The sequence below is a fragment of the Moorena sp. SIO3E8 genome, from assembly GCF_010692445.1.
GTDB lineage: Bacteria > Cyanobacteriota > Cyanobacteriia > Cyanobacteriales > Coleofasciculaceae > Moorena > Moorena bouillonii.
Map to the genome: position 1 here is coordinate 1 of NZ_JAAHHM010000100.1, position 19,503 is coordinate 19,503.

Genomic DNA, 19,503 nt, shown 5'->3' on the forward strand with positions numbered 1-19,503 from the left:
AGTTAATAAGCATATAAATGCCTGTCTGTCCATGATTAATCGTTAGAATAGACTGACTGATAGCGTTCCAAGCTTCAGCCGTTGTCTCATAGCTGCCGAAAGCAAAATGTAAAAACTCATCAATCCACCGATTCCCGATTCTTAATTCTCAATTCTTAATTCTTAATTATCAATTCTAAAAAACCTTCTATCCGCTCCCAAACTTTCTCCAACAAATCAGGACAATCCGCATCAAACCATTCAATCTCAGGATAAGCCTTAAACCAAGTGCGTTGACGTTTAGCAAATTGGCGAGTGTGGACAACAGTTAACTCTCTGGCCTGCTCAAGGGATAAGTTACCAGCAAGATAATCTTTAAATTCCCGATATCCCAACGTATCCAGTAACGGTAAATTCCAACCATACTTCTCAACAATAGTTTCCACCTCAGCCACAAATCCTGCTGCTAACATTTGGTCAGTACGCTGAGCAATCCGCTGGGTAATAGTTTCAGAATCCCGACATTCCAAACCAATCTGGAGAATTGGATAATTAGGAGGATTTTCTCCCTGCTGCTGTGATATCGGAATTCCAGTTACATAAAATACTTCCAATGCTCGCAATGTCCGCACTTGATCATTGGGATGAATCTTCTGAGCAGCAACAGGGTCAATCTGTTGGAGGAATTTATACAGCTGAGCTTGACCAAGAGCAGCTAGTTGCGATCGCAAATCTTCCTGAGGCGCAACCCGAGGAATTTTTAACCCCCGCACTACCGATTTGATATATAAACCAGTACCACCAACTAGGAAAAGAGGGTTATTGTTTAAGTCAGCCTGATCTACCCGGTCTTCCCTGTGTTTGCTAGCTATAATTTCCTGGGCTTGCTGTTGATAATCAGCTACAGTTAAGGTTTCTGTTGGATCACAGATGTCGATCAGATAATGGGGTACCTGCTGTTGTTGAGCCAGTGTCGGCTTAGCGGTTCCAATATCCAATTCTCGGTAAACCTGACGAGAATCAGCATTAAGAATTATTGAACTAACTCGCTGTGCTAATGCTATCCCTAGACTCGATTTACCTGTAGCTGTAGCACCGCAAATTACTATTACTGCTGAGTGCTCAGTGTTGAGTTTTGAGTTTTGAGCGGAGGGCTGTTTCATCTTCCATTGTGGCATTCGGGACTAACTTGAGCACTGACCCACTGACACCATCATACCCTATATAGTTAATCCCCTATAGAAATAACCTATGAAAATGGGCTGTGGTCGCCTATAAGGCTTTTGTGTTACAATCTTCGGGTGTTTTATCATTTTTGATGAATCATAGCCTTTCAAAGCTTTTAACGGAAAACCCCGAAAGATTATGACGAGTAGTTACAGTGCCGATCAGATTCAAGTTCTAGAAGGTCTCGAACCGGTGCGGAAACGCCCAGGGATGTACATCGGGACAACTGGACCTAGGGGTCTCCATCATCTAGTCTACGAAGTTGTAGACAATTCCATCGATGAAGCGCTGGCTGGGTATTGTACTCACATCGAAGTTGATATCAATAGCGATGGTTCCGTAACCGTTACCGATGACGGACGAGGAGTTCCTACGGACACCCACCCTACCACAGGGAAATCAGCACTGGAAACCGTAATGACCGTACTTCATGCCGGTGGTAAGTTTGGTGGCGGCGGCTATAAAGTCTCTGGAGGATTGCACGGTGTTGGTGTTTCCGTAGTCAATGCTCTGTCTGAGTGGGTAGATGTAACGGTGTGGCGGGAGAAAAAAGAACATACCCAGCGCTATGAGCGGGGTGTGCCCATGACTGAACTACTCGTCAAGCCCTATAAAAAGGCCCACACTGGTACCTCAGTAAACTTTAAGCCAGATACCGAAATCTTTACTGGCGGTATTGAGTTTGATTATACTACCTTATCCGGACGTCTCCGAGAACTGGCTTACCTGAATGCTGGTGTTAAAATTACCTTCTCAGACCATCGCCTGGAAGAACCCAGAGTAGAAACCTATCACTACGAAGGAGGGATCCAGGAATATGTCGCTTACATGAACCGAGAAAAGCACGCCCTACACGAGGAAATTATCTATATACAAGGGGAACGCAAAAGTATCCAAGTGGAAGTGGCACTACAATGGTGCATTGATGCCTATAGTGATAATTTGCTGGGTTTTGCTAACAATATTCGCACTATTGATGGTGGTACCCACTTGGAGGGGCTCAAGACAGTCTTGACCCGAACCATGAATGCGATCGCACGCAAGCGCAATAAACTCAAAGAAAGTGAGTCTAACCTAGGTGGTGAGAATATCCGAGAAGGATTAACTGGGGTGATTTCTGTCAAAGTCCCAGAGCCAGAATTTGAAGGTCAAACCAAAACTAAACTAGGAAATACAGAAGTAAGGGGGATTGTAGATTCCCTAGTTGGGGAAGTCTTGACTGAATACCTGGATTTTCGTCCCCAAGTAGTCGATACTATCTTAGAAAAAGCGATTCAAGCCTATAAAGCCGCAGAAGCTGCTCGTCGTGCTCGTGAATTAGTGCGGCGCAAGTCAGTACTAGAGTCTTCTCCCTTACCCGGTAAGTTAGCCGATTGTAGTTCTCGGGACCCAGGGGAATCAGAGATATTTATCGTTGAGGGGGATAGTGCAGGGGGATGTTTTTCTGGAGAGACACAGGTTGCCCTGGCTGATGGACGGTCTTTGAGCTTCAAAGCACTTGTGGCTGAACAAGCTATGGGTAAAGAGCATTTTTGCTACACCATTACCAATAACGGCAGCATCGGAATAGAACGGATTATCAATCCCAGGATGACCAAAGCCAATGCTAAAGTCATCAAACTTACCTTAGATAACTCAGAAACCATTATTTGCACTCCCGATCACCGCTTCATGTTGCAAGATGGTAGTTATAAGCCAGCAGTATCTCTGACTCCTGATGATTTACTAATGCCTCTTTATCGCCCACTGGCAGAAATCAGGAAACAGGCAAAGGTCAAAACCCAACACAAAGAAGCCTATTCCGCTGTTGCTGGTAATCAGACACAGGTTTGTGAAGCTGTTGCTAACTATAACTACCAAGTTGTTTCCATTGAATCCCTAGAACAATTGGTAGATGTCTATGATATCGAAGTGCCTCATACCCATAACTTCGCTTTAGAGAGTGGGGTGTTTGTTCACAACAGTGCTAAACAAGGACGCGATCGCCAATTCCAAGCCATTCTCCCCCTCCGTGGTAAAATCCTCAACATTGAGAAAACTGATGATGCCAAAATTTACAAGAACACAGAAATCCAATCCCTAATTACAGCCCTAGGGCTAGGGATAAAAGGAGAAGAATTCGATCCGTCCAATTTACGCTACCACCGCATTGTAATAATGACTGATGCTGATGTGGATGGCGCTCACATCCGTACTTTATTACTAACCTTCTTCTACCGCTATCAACGAGCCCTTGTAGACCAAGGCTACATCTACATTGCTTGTCCTCCGTTATATAAACTAGAACGAGGTCGCAACCATAACTATTGTTATAGCGATCGCGAACTACAAGAGCGGATTAGCCAATTTCCTGAAAACGCTAACTATAACATCCAACGATTCAAAGGATTAGGTGAAATGATGCCACAGCAGTTGTGGGACACCACCATGAATCCAGAAACTCGCACCATGAAGCAAATCGAAATCGAAGATGCTGCTGAAGCAGACAGAATCTTTACTGTACTCATGGGAGACCGGGTTGCTCCTCGCCGCCAATTCATTGAAACCTATGGCGCTCGACTCAATCTCACCGATTTAGATATTTAGGCTGTAGGTTATAGCGGTTTTCAAGGTGGTGAATTACAAATTTCCTGGTTTTAGGGAACAGCGGATCTGGGAACAGGGAACAGGAACCCACCCCTAGGGCGTGTTTTCAAAGTTTTCCGCAAGATTATGATCCCCCCCAGCCCCCCTTAAAAAAGGGGGGAGCCATACTCGCTCGTCCCCCTTTTTTAAGGGAAACGGGGGATCTCCGAGGCAAGAAGACACGCCCTAACCCCTCCCAGGAGGGGAAGAGAGGGAACAGGGAAAAAAATCTGTGTACCTGATTAGGCTAAAAACCGCTATAGTTAACCGGAAACGGGTACCCTTTAGTGGTAAACGGGTACCCATTTGTTATACACCAGTAAGGGAGCAGGGAGCAGGGAGCAGGGAAAAATTCTGTGTACTTCATAGCTATTAAAAACCCTGTACAACAGTTTTGGTATGATTATTATTAGTAGGGATAAAAAATTATAGCGTTTCTCGCATTTATGAGGTACGCTTTTCAATCTCAAAGTCCCCCTTATTAAGGGGGATTTAGGGGGATCAATTTGTCCCTTATGGGATATAGAATTGCTATATAGCGGTTTTTAGTCTAATCAGGTACACAGGCTTTTTTCCCTATTCCCTGTTCCCTGTTCCCTATTCCCTATTCGGCGTTGCTGATTCTGGGTATGGTTTTGCCCCCCTAACCCCCCAATTCTGGGGGGAATAAGAGGTTCAAAGTCCCTCCCGGTGCGCTTTCCAATGGGGGAGTAAATCGCCCTTGGGTCGCACCGCAAAATTGGGGGATTTAGGGGGCTTTAACAAAACCAGATGATTGCGCATTTATTCCTTAATTCAGCAATGCCCCCTATTCCCTGTTCCCTATTCCCTGTTCCCTGTTCCCTGTTCCCTGTTCCCTATTCCCTGCTCCCTGCTCCCTACTCCCTTATAGTAAATCAAGCCATGGTTACCGCAATTCCAGCTAACCAAATTACCCTCTATGATTTAAGAGTAAAGTTTGGCTTACAGCGCACCGATGATGAGCAATTCTTTCAGGAGTGGCAAGATGAGTTACCAGAACTAACAGATTTAGAAAAAAAAGAGCTAAAGGAAATAAAGAGAGACTATCTCCACTTATCAGAGCGTCCAATGGTGGAAACTATCGTCAAAATGGTAGTACTTTCCCCATTATTGAAACTAGCTGGTTTTTATCGTCCTCCCTTTTATATTACTGCAGAGAAAGTCGTAGAAATTACTTCCGAAGATCAAGAAACAATTATTACCGGAAGACTTGACCTACTCATCTATACTCCTGAATTTTGGGTATTAGTCATCGAAGCCAAACGAGCCGATTACTCCCTAGAAGTTGGCATCCCCCAAGCACTAAGTTATATGCTAGGGAGTCTTGAATCAAAAAAACCTGCTTTTGGATTTATCACTAATGGGCCAGATTTTATTTTTCTTAAACTGAGCAAAGACAATACACCAAAGTATGGTGAGTCAGATTCATTTTCTCTTCGGAATAAGACAGGCTTGGAGCAGGTTCTCAAAATCCTAAAGCGCTTTAATCAATTAGTGAAGCAATAATCAAGTATTAATATCAAGTCCGGTTAATTGTTTACGATCCGAATCATGAGGTTATTAACCAATGGATAAATTAGATCAGTATCGCCAAATTACCTGCGAATTTTTAGAAAGTTTTGCCAGTTATGATATCAATGCCCAACTTATCTTTGATAGAGAACGCGATCGTTATTTGGTTTTCCACAACGAATGGCGTAATGAGTACCGCATCTATGGCTGTGCCATGCATCTTGAGCTGATCGAAGGTCAAATCTGGATACAGCACAATAGTACTGAGATTTATATCGATAGTGAATTGATTGAGCGGGGTGTTTCTCCCAAAGATATTATACTAGGATTTCGCTCTCCCAGCGTCCGCAAACTTATTGCTGCTGCGATGGAAGACAAGTAAATGGGCAACCTAACCGGATTTTAACTAACAGTGAGGGGTAGTAGGGTGGGCAAATAATCAAAGTCAGTAGGGGTTTGGTGGGCAAAGCCTACCATTTATAACCGTTACGGAGTCCCCAATTTAGCCATGCTTTGATCATTTCTTGAGTATTGCCCTGATGTTCTTCTTGAACAGGATCTTCTCTAGTAATGGATTTTAAAGCCCAAAACCACCGTCCAGATTTTTGTTCAAGTTCCCTTAATAATAACGGAATTGCTTCTTTTCCCATGCCAATAATTTGTTGATAAGCAGGATGCATAGCTGCTTGAGTGGTTGATGAAATTCCTCTGGTTTCTTCCCGCCACTGGTGAACGAGTTGCCTAAACGTTTGTTCGATATCTTCTTGAATTAGGGACATTTTATCTCCATTTTGTGGTTGTAAGTAGGGGTAGGGTGGGCAAATCATCAACCATTAACCAATTGATCATCAATCATGTGCCCTTCCGAAAATTGCCACAGGCTGGAAGCCTGTTCCACGCAACCTAACCGGATTTTAACTAACAGCAAAATCAGTAAATTTGCGAACATCTGGAGGATGAAAAGCTAAAACAATATCACTTTTTGGAATACCTGCTGCCACTAAATCATTAGCAATGCCGTCTTCAGTATTGTCACATTTAATCCAGATTTTAGAATTAATAATTCCGACATGAATCAAACAACTATGAAGATGCTCTTGGTTATTCCATCCTTCAGAAACAATTAAATATTGGTCTGTTTCTCGGTCAAATGCTGCATGGTTACGTATGTTAACATTAGAGTAATGAATGTTAATATAAGGGGTTAAGGTTTGACGAAGAATTTGGCGATAGTTTTCTAATTTATCCATTTTACAATCACCTCCTTTTCCGGGTCAAAAACAATAATTTTCAGCGTGTTATCTTCTAATAACATCTGTCCTATTTCTTCGGTAAATAAGCGGTTAAATATTACTTCTCTAATAGCTAGATAAAGAAGACGTTCTGAAAGTTGACGTTTAAGAACTTTATCGTATAATATATATTGCCCTAAGGCGTTTTTTAGATCTTCTATTTCTGATGAACTAACAAAACTTTTAACTTCTACAGCAATTTTTTGTCCTTGTTTTTCAGCTACTAATAATTTTTCAGCCGCTAGGTCAATATAGATATCTTTTTTACCTATTTTAAGGCTTAAAGGGTCATTGGTAATTGTCCATCCATCTTTTATTAGTGCATTTTTTACTGTATCATGATAAATATCTTTGGCTGGCATTTTCAAAATTATTAAGTGTGGGTGCCAAAATAAAAGCCTATCTTAATTATAGTCGGAACGCTCTGTAATTTCGTGACAGCCGTAGGGTGCTTGATAAGACGCGATCGCACTCATGTTCCCCCTGGTAGTGTTGGGATAGCCCGGCCCGTAACGCACCGCTAGTGTTGGAACCACCCTTCCGAAAATTGCCACAGGCTGGAAGCCTGTTCCACGCCTGATGCCCATTCCACCCACCGGCTCAAACAGCATGGATTGAGATGCACCCCAATAGGCAATAGGGGCAACAGCTGCATAGTTTTTTAGTAAAATCAAAGAGATGCACCCCAATAGGCAATAGGGAGATAGACGAAATTAAAGCTAATAAAAATACCTTTTGATTGATCTGAATTTTTGATATGGTTTTCCCCTTACCAGATAAATACATTGATCTGCTCACGGATTTCGGCTTTAAGCGCGTCTTTGGCACTGAGCCAAATAAGGCACTGTTGATCGACTTCTTAAATACGCTGCTGCCTCCTCACCATCAAATTCAGGATGTCACTATTAAGAATCCAGAGTTCTTGGGTAAGACCTTAGTGGACAGAAGAGCAATTTTTGATATTTATTGTCAGAGCACAACCGGTGAACGCTTCATTGTGGAAATGCAAAAGGCAAAACAAACGTTCTTCAAAGACCGCAGTGTCTACTATGCCACTTTCCCCATCCAAGAACAGGCGCAACAGGGAAATTGGAATTATCAGCTAACGGCAGTCTACACCGTCGGTATTCTGGATTTTAGTTTTGATGACCATAAGCACGATTCAGAACTGTTGCATGTGGTAGAACTAAAAAATCAGCGGTGTGAAGTGTTCTACGATAAGTTGAAATTCATCTATGTAGAACTACCGAAATTTACTAAATCTGTTGATCAATTAGAAACCCATTTTGATAAGTGGTTATTTTTATTCAGGCATCTAGCAAGCTGTAATGCTCCCCCTGAACCGTTGCAAGGGGATGTGTTTGCCCAGCTATTTGAGGTGGCCGAGATTGCCAATTTCTCCTCTGAAGAGCAAGCCCTGTACCAGGATAGTCTGAAAGTCTACCGGGATATGTACAGTGTTAATCAAACCTTGATTCAGGAAGGTAGACAAGAAGGTCTTGAACAAGGTAGACAAGAAGGTCTCCAACAGGGTCTCGAACAAGGTAGACAAGAAGGTCTCCAACAGGGTCTTGAACAAGGTAGACAAGAAGGTCAACAAGCAGGTGAACAAGCAGGTATACAAAAGGTTGTTAAACAGATGAAGGCCGCAGGGTTATCCCTGAAGGATATTGCTCAATATACTGGGTTGAGTATGGATGACATTGATCAGTTGTGAAACTCTTGCCTCTTGCCTATTCCCGATTCCCGTTCCCCTCCTGGGAGGGGTTAGGGGTGGGTTCCGATTCCCGATTCCCGATTCCCGACTCCCGATTCCCGACTCCCGATTCCCGATTCCCGATTCCCGATTCCTCGCATACCCTTAACTTCTCCTTAGCTCCAGGATGCCTAACAAAGTAATCTTCCAGCAAGTCACAGCCCCGACGCAGCAGCTCACCTAAACTTTCAACCTTCCAAATTCTGGCAGTGCCGTCTCGTGAAGCAGTAGCCAGCCTCTGTCCATCCGGGCTGAAGGCTACACTTGATACAGTGGACTGATGCCCGGTGAGTACGGCTAATGGATTGCCTTGTAAGTCCCAAATTCTGGCGGTGTTGTCTTTTGAAGCAGTGGCCAGCGTCTTTCCATCCGGGCTGAAGGCTACACTATATACCCTGTCCTGATGGCCGGTGAGCACGGCGATTTCATTGCCCTGGTTGTCCCAAATTCTGACAGTATTGTCCATTGAAGCAGTGGCCAGCTTCTGTCCATCCGGGCTGAAGGCTACACTTAATACCGAGCGCTGATGCCCGGTGAGCACGGCGATTTCATTGCCCTGGTTGTCCCAAATTCTGGCCGTGTTGTCCATTGAAGCAGTGGCCAGCCTCTGTCCATCCGGGCTGAAGGCTACACGACCTACCCTGTCCTGATGCCCTCTGAGCACGGCGATTTCATTGCCCTGGTTGTCCCAAATTTTGGCGGTTTTGTCATCTGAAGCCGTGGCCAGCCTCTGTCCATCCCGGCTGAAGGCTACACTATCTACTCTGTCCTGATGGGTGAGCACGGCGATTTCATTGCCCTGGTTGTCCCAAATTCTGGCAGTATTGTCGGATGAAGCAGTGGCCAGCCTCTGTCCATCCCGGCTGAAGGCTACACTATTTACCCAGTACTGATGCCCGGTGAGCACGGCGATTTGATTGCCCTGGTTGTCCCAAATTCTGGCGGTTTTGTCTATTGAAGCAGTGGCCAGCTTCTGTCCATCCGGGCTGAAGGCTACACTTAATACCCTGTCTTGATGCCCGGTGAGCACGGCGATTTGATTGCCCTGGTTTTCCCAAATTCTGGCGGTGTTGTCATCCGAAGCCGTGGCCAGCCTCTCTCCATCCCGGCTGAAGGCTACACTCTCTACCGAGGACTGATTCCCGGTGAGCACAGTTAATTCATGTCCCTTTCTGTCCCAAATTCTGGCAGTGCCATCTCTTGAAGCAGTGGCAAGGGTCTGTCCATCCGGGCTAAAGGCTACACTTAATACCCTGTCCTGATGCCCTGTGAGCACGGCGATTTCATTGCCCTGGTTGTCCCAAATTCTGGCAGTTTTGTCATCCGAAGCCGTGGCCAGCCTCTGTCCATCCGGGCTGAAGGCTACACTATTTACCCTGTCCTGATGCCCTGTGAGCACGGCAATTTCATTGCCCTGGTTGTCCCAAATTCTGGCAGTGTCGTCTCCTGAAGCAGTGGCCAGCTTCTGTCCATCCGGGCTGAAGGCTACACTTAATACCAAAGACTGATGCCCGGTGAGCAGGGCGATTTGATTGCCCTTTGTGTCCCAAATTCTGGCAGTGTTGTCATCCGAAGCAGTGGCCAGCTTCTGCCCATCCGGGCTGAAGGCTACACTTGTTACATCATCCTGATGCCCGGTGAGCAGGGCGATTTGATTGCCCTTTGTGTCCCAAATTATAGCAGTGTTGTCATCCGAAGCAGTGGCCAGCTTCTGTCCATCCGGGCTGAAGACTACACTCCATACCACATCCTGATGCCCGGTGAGCACAGCTAATTCATTGCCCTGGTTGTCCCAAATTCTAGCAGTGCCATCCCATGAAGCAGTGGCCAGCCTCTGTCCATCCGGGCTGAAGGCTACACTTAATACCGAGCCCTGATGCCCTTTGAGCACAGATATTTCATGGCCCTTTCTGTCCCAAATTCTGGCAGTGCGGTCATGTGAACCAGTGGCCAGCCTCTGTCCATCCGGGCTGAAGGCTACACTTAATACCGAGCGCTGATGCCCTTTGAGAACTGCCCGTTCTCGGAATTGACTAATACTCTGGTGGAGGGCATATATAGGACTAGTAGCAGGATAGTCATCCAGGGGGCGACCATCTTTTACTATGTTAAATAGCTCTTCCCCAGTCTTCATTGCCTGGTACAAAAGATTTTCTCCTTCTGTACTGGTGCCGTAGTAAACATTATTTTGTAACTGTGGTAGGATTATCAGCCCTTGTCGTTCTAGTATCGTGCCTGTTTTGGCTTGCTGTATTTCTTGTCTAGCGTTGACACCAGCCACTATTGCAACAATTAAGGACAAACCCAGTACAATTCCCCCTCTGCGTATGGTCCGCTGGGCTTGCTCTTTAGCCTTAGCTAATATTTCACTAGCCTCTTTCTGAGCAGCCGCCAAATCCTTTTGGACTTCTCGCTTATCTAAAACCTGACTAGCTCTCAAGAACTGGGAATCCAAATCGCTTAAGGCTTTTCCCCTAGACCATTGTTCCGCCTGGTCTAATGCTTTCCCCCGCAACAAAAAAGACTCATCCTTACACCCAGAATCAACCCAAGCGCTAAACGCCTCAGAGTAGGGACGTAGTCTAGCCAATTCTTGATTAACCCAATCGGAATTGAAAACCTCCCCATAAATCCGGTTGTTAACCTCCAAACAACCATCACGCTCAACCACCAGCCCCGATAACCTTAACTCCGTCTGTTCCTCACTGCCATCAGCAGCTAGACAACCGTGATCCAAGACTTGCTGATACAAACCCAACAGCATCCCAGCCCGTTGCTCATTTCTGAGGATGCGATCGCGTATGGTCTTCAAATGCTCCTGTTCATCCTGGGCTTCCCAATTGTGTATGATCCGCCTACGCACGATCTGGTCTAGGGAAAGACTATTGCCCGATTCCCAAGTCTGAACTACCAAACGACACAACCGCTGAGTCAGAAACGGTTGTCCCCCCGTCCAGTTTACTATCTCACCTAACACCTGTTCAGGATTATCCACCTTACCTACCAAACCAGGAACCAACGGCGCTTTGGCTTCCTGAAAAGTAAACCCAGTCAACTGAATATCCTGACCAATATTAAACGGAGTGCGTTGTTTATCCTGAATTAAATCTGCTGCAGTTGCCACCCCCAGCAAACAAAAGGTGAGACGATTGTAAGCTGGCTTTTCCGCTCGTTGATTGTAACAGGCTCTAATTAACGCAAAGAAATCATCTTTAAACTTAACTTTAATAATACTATCAATTTCATCCAGAAAAATAACAATTTTTCCTGGAATACTGGTTAACACTATCTGCTCAATAAACTTACTTAAGCACAAGACCGGAGAGATTTGAGCACGCTCCTCTAACCAACTGTCTTCATCAAAGGTTCCGAAAAGCTCGAAATCATCCACCAATAACATCATCAAACTTTCATACCACATCGACACCGTGATGTCTTCTTTACCAATCACTGTCAGATCGATAGACGCGCAAGCAAATCCCTCTTCTTTTAAGCGTTTTATCGTTCTTACCCGCAAACTGGACTTACCCATCTGTCGGGAATTGAGCACATAACAAAACTCCCCAGCCATCAATGCTTGATAAAGCTCATCATCCGCTTGTCGGGTCACATAAGTAGGTTCATCCTGAGGTAAACTACCTCCAACTTTGTAGATTGTTGAGTGTTGATTGGTCATTTTTGGAAAGGGAACAGGGAACAGGGAATAGGGAACAGGGAACAGGGAACAGGGAACAGTGTGGGGCGGGGGCGCGGGGAGTGTGGGGCGGGGGCGCGGGGAGTGTGGGGAGATGGGGAGTGATGTCAAAGTCCCCCAGAATTGGGGGATTTAGGGGGCGGGGAAATCATGTCAAAGTCCCCCAGAATTGGGGGATTTAGGGGGCATTGCTTAAGTCCTGTTCCTGGTCTATTGATAATAATCATATTACCCGACTCCCGATTCCCGACTCCCGATTCCCGATTCCCGATTCCCGATTCCCGATTCCCGATTCCCTAAAATGCGATCGCTAAAATACAGACGATACAAATTAGATATCAAACTACAATCATTGCCATAGCGTTGCACTAGACCCATACTTTCCAACTTGCGAGTGATAGTAGCATCCAGGCGCACGGGTTTAGTTGTACTAACTAATAATTTAACAGCGTCCAGTAATTCGGGATGCCCTTGAATACTAGTTAAGAGTTGACGGAGATGACTGCCATAAATTCCGGCTTCTGTGGGGGCATTCGTCAAAAGGGTATCCAGTGTCTTCTCTGCTGCTTCATGATTCTTGAGATAATCGAAAGCTTGGGACAATAAATCAGGATGTCCCCCCACCATTGCCATCAGTTTCCTTACTGAATCCCCAGACAAATTCAAGCCATAAGCCTGGGCAAAGCTCGTAACCTGCTGCTCAGTAAACTCTAGTAAATCTATCTGTAATCCCACATTAAACGGCGATTGATCGGTAGGTAAGGTAACGTAAACTTCCGTGGCATAAACCACAATTAACCGTAATTTTTTCCAAATATCTTTACTATTAGCATCTTCATGCCAACTTCGCAGCAACGTCAGAAACCCTTCAGCCACCTCTTGATGAGAAAAAACTTGCTCTACTTCATCCAAACACAAAACTACCGGACTATCTAAAGACTTTAATAAATACTGCTCTAAGTATCGTTTGCAGTTTACCTTGCTGGGTAAACGCTTTTTCCAATAACTGTCTAACTGATCCGACAATCCTAAGTTATCAGACACTCGCACACAAAACGATTGTAAAAAGCTATCCAAGTTATTGAAAGGTAGCTCATTCATATTTAAATAAACCTGAGCATAACTCTGTTTTTCACTATGAGCGATAATCTGCTGAATTAGTAACGTTTTGCCCATCCGTTTCGGTGCTTTAATCCGAATTAACGCTCCCGGTTTAACAATTTCCTGATCACAACGAGCCTCAACAGGTGGGCGCTCAATATATATCTCTTGAGTTGATCTAGAGGATAACCCGCACTCGTTTAATACTTCCTCAGCCACTAACTCTGGCTTATAGGTATTAACGATTTCCACTAACTCACAACGACAATTATAACCATTAGCTTCAATATCAAAATCTTTATATAGATTAGAAATATGCTTTCTTACGGTAGATGGATCATTGACCTTTAGCACCTTGTCTCTGATTTCTTGATCTGTCTTACCACCAACCACCGCCTCTAATACTTGTCGCCTTTTCCAGGGCATGGTCTTGAATTTTTCCTCGAAGGCTTCTTTACTAATCATAGGCGATCGCTGGTTGTGCCGTAGGTAGTCCTATACTTAGTTTAGAATATTATTGATTAGTTGAGCGAGATTGAGACAATAGTTTCACAAAGTTTGTTTATCAGTGAAAAAATAATCACAAATATCTTCTTAGAGCTTCACCAATGTGAAGTGCCATGAAGTAACCTGAAGTTTTTTCCACACTGAATGCATCTCATTTTTGCTATTTGACTCGGTGGTGCGTTACGGGGCGGACTGTTCAACTAGAAAGAGGCGGAAAATCAGGGCTAGCCCGCCCCTAACGCACCCTACGCAACACATACTAATAAAAAAAAATCGGTCAAAGTTTGGTTAACCAATGCTTGACCGAATTCTAATATATAAACCACTACAATTAAAGCTTAGCGTATCAGCTTAAGCGCTACGCGCACGCTACGCGAACAGCTGATCAGCTATCAGCTATCAGCTTATGGGTTAGGTCACAGGCTATAGGATGCATATCAATTTTGTTAATCCCTGATTCAGATCCCCCATTATCCCCCTTAATAAGGGGGACTTTTCAATCTAATTCCCCCCTTTTTTAAGGGGGGTTAGGGGGGATCTATGTACCTAATTACAAAGTTGAGATGCTCCCCAGCCTAGAAGCCTGTGCCACAAAGCTGACTACTGACCACTGACCACTGATCACTGACCACTTACCTCAGCAACTGATCCAAAACAACAACATTCCAACTCAGTAAACTAACCTCCACAAAACAAATTTCACTCATGGTCGCCAGGGGGTCAAAACCCTGGCAAATTACTATCCTAGTCTACGTAAAAATAGCGAATCAAAAAAGTCATAATCTCATCAGGCTTCCCCGTAGGTTCCGGAGTGCTCCACTCGTTGGGATAGGCGTATTTAAGGCCATAAAGGGCAATAATTGTCTTCCAAACTTTTTCAGGAGAACCGATCAAGACGAGCTTGACTTTCTTAGGTTTGCGACCAGGGTTTTCTGGAGTGTTCTTGTCATCGGAGTTAGGTGGAATGTTCTTGGTCATGAATCGTGACTCCTGTAAATGGCTTATATTATTAATATATTAATATATTAATATATTGTCAAGGGATTTAGATTTTTTTTTATTACGAAATATGGAGAGTTTGGAGAGTAAAATAAATCGTAGGGTGGGCAGTGCTTCCTAGGAATTTTATAGCTTGTACAAAGTTAAATCGGCACTGCCCACCAACAGAAAATCAATGGTAAAATAGAGTAAAATAAATCGTAGGGTGGGCAGTGCTTCCTAATAAGTTTTTATCTTGTTGTAGGGTAGATTTGCACTGCCCACCAGCATAATATCAATGGTAAAATATAGTAAAAGTAAATCGGATGGTGGGCAGTGCTTCCTAGGAATTTTATAGCTTGTACAAAGTTAAATCGGCACTGCCCACCAACAGAAAATCAATGGTAAAATAGAGTAAAATAAATCGTAGGGTGGGCAGTGCTTCCTAATAAGTTTCTATCTTGTTGTAGGGTAGATTTGCACTGCCCACCAACATAATATCAATGGTAAAATATAGTAAAAGTAAATCGGATGGTGGGCAGTGATGACTAGAAATTTTAAAGGTTTTATAAAGTTAAATTGGCACTGCACACCAACATAAAATTAATGGTAAAATAGAGTGATAATAATCGTAAGGTGGGCAGTAATAATACCAATTCCAAAGCTTACCATCGGGATGATACTTACTGCCCACCCTACATATTTTTCCATTTTTCCTACTCCCTACTCCCTACTCCCTACTCCCTATTCCCTATTCCCTTTGCTAAAGGTGGGCAGTAAAAATACCAATTCCAAAGCTTACCATCGGGATGATACTTACTGCCCACCCTACATATTTTTCCATTTTTCCTACTCCCTACTCCCTACTCCCTACTCCCTATTCCCTATTCCCTTTGCTAAAGGTGGGCAGTAATAATACCAATTCCAAAGCTTACCATCGGGATGATACTTACTGCCCACCCTACATCAAATGCTATTGTAAAATAGAGTAAAATTAATCGTAAGGTGGGCAGTAATAATACCAATTTCAAAGCTTACCATCGGGATGATACTTACTGCCCACCCTACATCAACTGCTCCCTGTTCCCAGATCCGCTGTTCCCTATTCCCTTTGCTAGCAATCCTCAGCTCGCCTTTAGTTGCAACTGGTGCATATGGTCAAATAACTTCCAGCAATACTCCTCAGATATCCCACAGGTAATAGCACCCCGAAGTACCACATCGAAATACCAATCATTAGGAGCCATTTCCCGGTCTAACTTATTCACCACCACATAAGTCCGAACGCCCTGATACAACTTATTTTGACAGTGGACATTTACCATTTCGTGTTGGTAGAGACCGCGAGGCACACCTTCCCGCAGATCCAAAGCTTCACTCACCCGCCAAGGTAAATGATACAACACTCCTTCAACCCTTGAGCCAGGAGTTTTCACCACATCCAGCGTGCCACAATTACGACTTGGAGATTTGCTATAAAAACCAATATGATAATCCTTAAGGGTAGCAGTACCAATCACAAAATTATGGGTATCCTCCCCAAGCGATCGCTTTAAATCTACTGGACACATACAAGAGCCATAAGCAAAATAGTAAAAGCCTGACTCTGTGTGAAGTTGGTGTTTTCTGTCAGTGTTTAGCTGGGCAGCTGACATACGCAATCCTAATTCCTAACTTATATCTGAATCTTGGCAAATAAAACCTTATTCTATCGAACAGTCGAGTAGTGGGGAGTGTCAAAAAAAACATTTCAGCAAAAAGAAATCCCACCGTTTCAGCCAGTGGGACAATTATTGAACAATTATTGAAACGCAAAGTATGCAGAGGTTTGCCTTTTAGATATTAGAGGATATCTGAAAAGTTTTTTGATACTGAATTTTGCCCCCCTAGCCCCCCAACTTTGGGGGGAACAAGAGTCAATTTGCTTCTAAAAGTCCCCCAAAATTGGGGGATTTAGGGGGCTTGGATGTAGCAAATGAGACTTCTCAGACAACCTCTTAGATATAGCGTTTCTAGGAATTATGAAATACGCTTCTCAACCTCAAAGTCCCCCTTTTTAAGGGGGATTTAGGGGGATCTCTTTGTACCTCACCAAATTGCAAACCGCTATATTGATTCCATAACAATTTGAGATCAGACCCCTGCTCGAGAACCTATGGATAACTCAGGATCATTACTCAACTTACCGTTTTGCATGGCTGAATACAGTCGGTTCAGTGCATTCACATAGGCCTGTGCTGAAGCCACAATAATATCCGTATTCGCCGCATAACCCGAATAGACCCGTTCATTGTGCCGCAAACGAATAGTCACTTCCCCAAGAGCATCAATGCCTGCTGTTACCGATTGCACCGAAAACTCAATCAGTTCATTAGGCACATTCACCACCCGATTAATAGCCTTGTACACCGCATCCACCGGACCAGTACCAATAGCAGCATCACTAAGTTCTTTACCTGTAGGTGTTCGCAGCGTAATCGTAGCCGTAGGACTACCATGATCCCCACAGGACACCTGCACCAACTCTAAGTGAAACACTTCCGGTGCCTGGTAAATTTCATCATTAACAATGGCTTCTAAATCCCAATCCGTAATCTCCTTCTTCTTATCCGCCACCTCTTTGAAGCGAACAAACGCCTTATTCAGGTCATTATCCGACAACTCATAGCCCAACTCCTTGAGGCGAGAACGGAAAGCATTGCGACCCGATAGTTTACCCAGTACAATCTGATTTTCCTTTAACCCAATCGACTCGGCATCCATGATTTCATAGGTCAGCTTGTGCTTAAGTACCCCATCCTGGTGAATACCAGACTCATGAGCAAAAGCATTCGAGCCCACGATTGCCTTATTCGGTTGCACCAACATCCCGGTAAGACTCGAAACCAGACGGGATGTCTTGTAAATCTGACGAGTATCAATAGTGCTTAGGGGTTCCTTCGACTCTGGGGGGCGTCCGAAGAAAGGATTAAAATACTGACGGCGGACATGTAATGCCATTACCAACTCTTCCAAAGCCGCATTACCAGCCCGTTCTCCAATACCATTAATCGTGCATTCCAGTTGCCTGGCACCATTTTTCACAGCTTCCAGGAAATTAGCCACTGCCAGACCTAAATCATTATGACCATGGACAGAAATAATTGCCCGGTCAATATTGGGAACATTTTCCTTAATCCCACGAATCAAGCCACCAAATTCGCTTGGGGTAGTGTAACCTACAGTATCAGGAATATTAACCGTAGTAGCCCCCGCATCGATTACCCGTTCCAGGACTTCGTAGAGATACTCGGGATCGCTGCGCCCTGCATCCTCCGGGGAAAATTCCACATCATCCACAAAAGACTTCGCATAAGCCACCATTTCTGGCGCAATCTCTAACACTTCCTTTCTAGTCTTCTTCAGTTTGTACTCCAGATGAATATCCGAAGTGGCAATGAAAGTGTGAATACGGGCATTAGCTGCCGGTTTGAGGGCATTCGCCGCCGCCTTGATATCATCACGACTTGCCCGTGCTAGACCACAAATCGTTGGTCCAGATTCTATGCCCACGGCTTGAGCAATTTTTTGCACCGCCTCAAAATCCCCAGGACTAGCGTAGGGAAAGCCTGCTTCAATCACATCTACTCTCAATCGTGCCAGTTGGTGAGCAATAATCAGCTTCTCATCCACATTGAGGGTTGCTCCAGGAGATTGTTCCCCATCCCGGAGGGTAGTGTCAAAAATGATAATGCGTTCTGATTGAGGTTGCTGGTTCATAACTAACTCGATTGGTTGATAGTCAGTGATTTGAAGAGAACGGTCGTCAGTCAACTAGACCGACAGTTTGCTTTGTTTATAATTATAACTATGAATCAATTTTTTCAATTTGATCACGGACATCATTTAGATCAATATAACGGTCAGTGGCATTCCTCAGTTCCCTAGCAATCATCCCTTCTGTGGAAACCACCGTAATATGAGTATTTTTAGAACGCAGTAATTCAATTGCTCGTTCAAAATCTCCATCTCCACTAAACAAGATAACTTTGTCATACTGTTCCACAGTATTAAACATATCCACAACAATTTCTATGTCTAAATTAGCCTTTTGTGAATAGCGACCCGAGTTATCATCATAATATTCCTTTAAAATTTTAGTACGAACCGTGTATCCTAGACTAATTAGAGCATCTCGGAACCCCCGCTGGTCTTGAGGATCTTTGAGTCCGGTGTACCAAAATGCATTAACTAGAGTAATACCAGGCTCGTTTTTAAAGTAGTCTAAAACCCGCCTAGGATCAAAAAACCACCCATTCTTTTGTTGGGCGTAAAACATATTATTGCCGTCTACAAAAATAGACATACGTTTCAGTGGACAATGCATATTTACTTAAACCTAACAATTTTCTATATAATCTTTAATATAATTTTTTATTCTAGCAGTTTTTAGCTAGTAAATTAGTAATTACCTAAGACTTAACTAGTTAGTGGTAATTAGTGATTTGATTACTACTGATAGAGATGACTTATCTGTACTTACCTAGTGAAAGAGTAAGCAATAGGGGGATAATTTCAGGATTTTGAGGATAGGATGCCAAATTTACCCTCCTCTGTCTTGGTGCGCGTTATAGCAGAAGTCAGAAGTCAGAAGTCAGAAGTCAGAAGTCAGAAGTCAGAAGTCAAACTCTTGCGCTTACTTAGGTTTGAGACTTTTGTCATGTCCGCGCCTGCCCTGGCGACTGCTATACCATGGCGAGGTTCAGGCAGCGCCTTGTCGCACCGCTTCAGTTAAGTCCTAGGGAGAAGGGTAGCAACTCAGATCGAAACAA

Annotated in this window: 18 protein-coding genes; 7 read left to right on the forward strand and 11 right to left on the reverse strand. The window is 44.1% G+C overall.

Going from position 1 to position 19,503, the window contains the following annotated elements; translation table 11 throughout:
* Window positions 1-155 precede the first annotated feature (155 nt).
* A complete protein-coding gene (miaA, locus tag F6K46_RS28755) occupies window positions 156-1,142 on the reverse strand; it encodes a tRNA (adenosine(37)-N6)-dimethylallyltransferase MiaA (protein ID WP_293057323.1) in 987 nt (328 codons plus the stop codon).
* Window positions 1,143-1,344: 202 nt separating this feature from the next.
* Between miaA and gyrB the strand changes: the two genes are divergently transcribed.
* The 3 genes from gyrB (at window position 1,345) to F6K46_RS28770 (ending at window position 5,746) form a co-directional block, all read left to right on the forward strand.
* Window positions 1,345-3,792: a DNA topoisomerase (ATP-hydrolyzing) subunit B gene (gyrB, locus tag F6K46_RS28760; protein ID WP_293057326.1), complete on the forward strand. Its 2,448-nt coding sequence runs from the start codon at window positions 1,345-1,347 to the stop codon at window positions 3,790-3,792.
* An 810-nt stretch (window positions 3,793-4,602) separates the two neighbouring features.
* Entirely contained in the window at window positions 4,603-5,358 is a 756-nt protein-coding gene (locus tag F6K46_RS28765) for a type I restriction endonuclease (protein WP_366510703.1), read from the forward strand.
* 61 nt (window positions 5,359-5,419) lie between these two features.
* Window positions 5,420-5,746 (forward strand): XisI protein, encoded by a 327-nt coding sequence (locus F6K46_RS28770; RefSeq protein ID WP_293057329.1) that lies wholly within the window; start codon window positions 5,420-5,422, stop codon window positions 5,744-5,746.
* An 88-nt stretch (window positions 5,747-5,834) separates the two neighbouring features.
* On the opposite strand, the gene F6K46_RS28775 is transcribed toward F6K46_RS28770, so the two are convergent.
* The 4 genes from F6K46_RS28775 to F6K46_RS28790 all read right to left on the reverse strand — a co-directional run bounded on the left by F6K46_RS28775 (window position 5,835) and on the right by F6K46_RS28790 (window position 7,330).
* The gene (locus F6K46_RS28775; RefSeq protein ID WP_229415211.1) at window positions 5,835-6,191 is read right to left on the reverse strand and encodes a hypothetical protein; all 357 of its coding nucleotides are present in this window, start codon (window positions 6,189-6,191) and stop codon (window positions 5,835-5,837) included.
* An 87-nt stretch (window positions 6,192-6,278) separates the two neighbouring features.
* Window positions 6,279-6,614: a XisI protein gene (locus F6K46_RS28780; protein ID WP_293057334.1), complete on the reverse strand. Its 336-nt coding sequence runs from the start codon at window positions 6,612-6,614 to the stop codon at window positions 6,279-6,281.
* Window positions 6,602-7,018 carry a XisH family protein gene (locus tag F6K46_RS28785; RefSeq protein WP_293057337.1) on the reverse strand — a complete coding sequence of 139 codons (417 nt, stop codon included), beginning with the start codon at window positions 7,016-7,018 and terminating at the stop codon, window positions 6,602-6,604. Before F6K46_RS28785 ends, F6K46_RS28780 begins: the two co-directional genes overlap by 13 nt.
* Before the next feature lie 42 nt (window positions 7,019-7,060).
* A complete protein-coding gene (locus F6K46_RS28790; RefSeq protein WP_293057341.1) occupies window positions 7,061-7,330 on the reverse strand; it encodes a hypothetical protein in 270 nt (89 codons plus the stop codon).
* 83 nt (window positions 7,331-7,413) lie between these two features.
* On the opposite strand from F6K46_RS28790, the gene F6K46_RS28795 reads away from it, so the two are divergent.
* Complete coding sequence (locus F6K46_RS28795) at window positions 7,414-8,373, forward strand: Rpn family recombination-promoting nuclease/putative transposase (RefSeq protein WP_293057344.1); 960 nt, start codon at window positions 7,414-7,416, stop codon at window positions 8,371-8,373.
* A gap of 16 nt (window positions 8,374-8,389) precedes the next feature.
* On the opposite strand, the gene F6K46_RS28800 is transcribed toward F6K46_RS28795, so the two are convergent.
* Window positions 8,390-12,217 (reverse strand): AAA-like domain-containing protein, encoded by a 3,828-nt coding sequence (locus F6K46_RS28800; protein ID WP_293057348.1) that lies wholly within the window; start codon window positions 12,215-12,217, stop codon window positions 8,390-8,392.
* A gap of 39 nt (window positions 12,218-12,256) precedes the next feature.
* On the opposite strand from F6K46_RS28800, the gene F6K46_RS28805 reads away from it, so the two are divergent.
* Complete coding sequence (locus F6K46_RS28805; protein WP_293057351.1) at window positions 12,257-12,406, forward strand: hypothetical protein; 150 nt, start codon at window positions 12,257-12,259, stop codon at window positions 12,404-12,406.
* Here the strand turns inward: F6K46_RS28805 and F6K46_RS28810 are convergent.
* Together F6K46_RS28810 and F6K46_RS28815 are read right to left on the reverse strand one after the other, a co-directional pair.
* The gene (locus F6K46_RS28810; RefSeq protein WP_293057354.1) at window positions 12,335-13,672 is read right to left on the reverse strand and encodes an AAA-like domain-containing protein; all 1,338 of its coding nucleotides are present in this window, start codon (window positions 13,670-13,672) and stop codon (window positions 12,335-12,337) included. The two genes, F6K46_RS28805 and F6K46_RS28810, sit on opposite strands and share 72 nt — an antisense overlap.
* Before the next feature lie 786 nt (window positions 13,673-14,458).
* Entirely contained in the window at window positions 14,459-14,692 is a 234-nt protein-coding gene (locus tag F6K46_RS28815; protein WP_293057357.1) for a hypothetical protein, read from the reverse strand.
* A 619-nt stretch (window positions 14,693-15,311) separates the two neighbouring features.
* Between F6K46_RS28815 and F6K46_RS28820 the strand changes: the two genes are divergently transcribed.
* Entirely contained in the window at window positions 15,312-15,605 is a 294-nt protein-coding gene (locus F6K46_RS28820; RefSeq protein WP_293057360.1) for a hypothetical protein, read from the forward strand.
* 211 nt (window positions 15,606-15,816) lie between these two features.
* Here F6K46_RS28820 and F6K46_RS28825 read toward each other — a convergent pair whose 3' ends face one another.
* The 3 genes from F6K46_RS28825 to F6K46_RS28835 all read right to left on the reverse strand — a co-directional run bounded on the left by F6K46_RS28825 (window position 15,817) and on the right by F6K46_RS28835 (window position 19,058).
* Complete coding sequence (locus tag F6K46_RS28825) at window positions 15,817-16,347, reverse strand: gamma-glutamylcyclotransferase (RefSeq protein WP_293057363.1); 531 nt, start codon at window positions 16,345-16,347, stop codon at window positions 15,817-15,819.
* Between the two features lie 478 nt (window positions 16,348-16,825).
* The gene (locus F6K46_RS28830) at window positions 16,826-18,451 is read right to left on the reverse strand and encodes a 2-isopropylmalate synthase (protein WP_293057517.1); all 1,626 of its coding nucleotides are present in this window, start codon (window positions 18,449-18,451) and stop codon (window positions 16,826-16,828) included.
* A gap of 88 nt (window positions 18,452-18,539) precedes the next feature.
* Window positions 18,540-19,058 carry an NYN domain-containing protein gene (locus F6K46_RS28835; protein ID WP_044495347.1) on the reverse strand — a complete coding sequence of 173 codons (519 nt, stop codon included), beginning with the start codon at window positions 19,056-19,058 and terminating at the stop codon, window positions 18,540-18,542.
* 207 nt (window positions 19,059-19,265) lie between these two features.
* On the opposite strand from F6K46_RS28835, the gene F6K46_RS28840 reads away from it, so the two are divergent.
* Window positions 19,266-19,466: a hypothetical protein gene (locus F6K46_RS28840; protein WP_293021415.1), complete on the forward strand. Its 201-nt coding sequence runs from the start codon at window positions 19,266-19,268 to the stop codon at window positions 19,464-19,466.
* Window positions 19,467-19,503 lie beyond the last annotated feature (37 nt).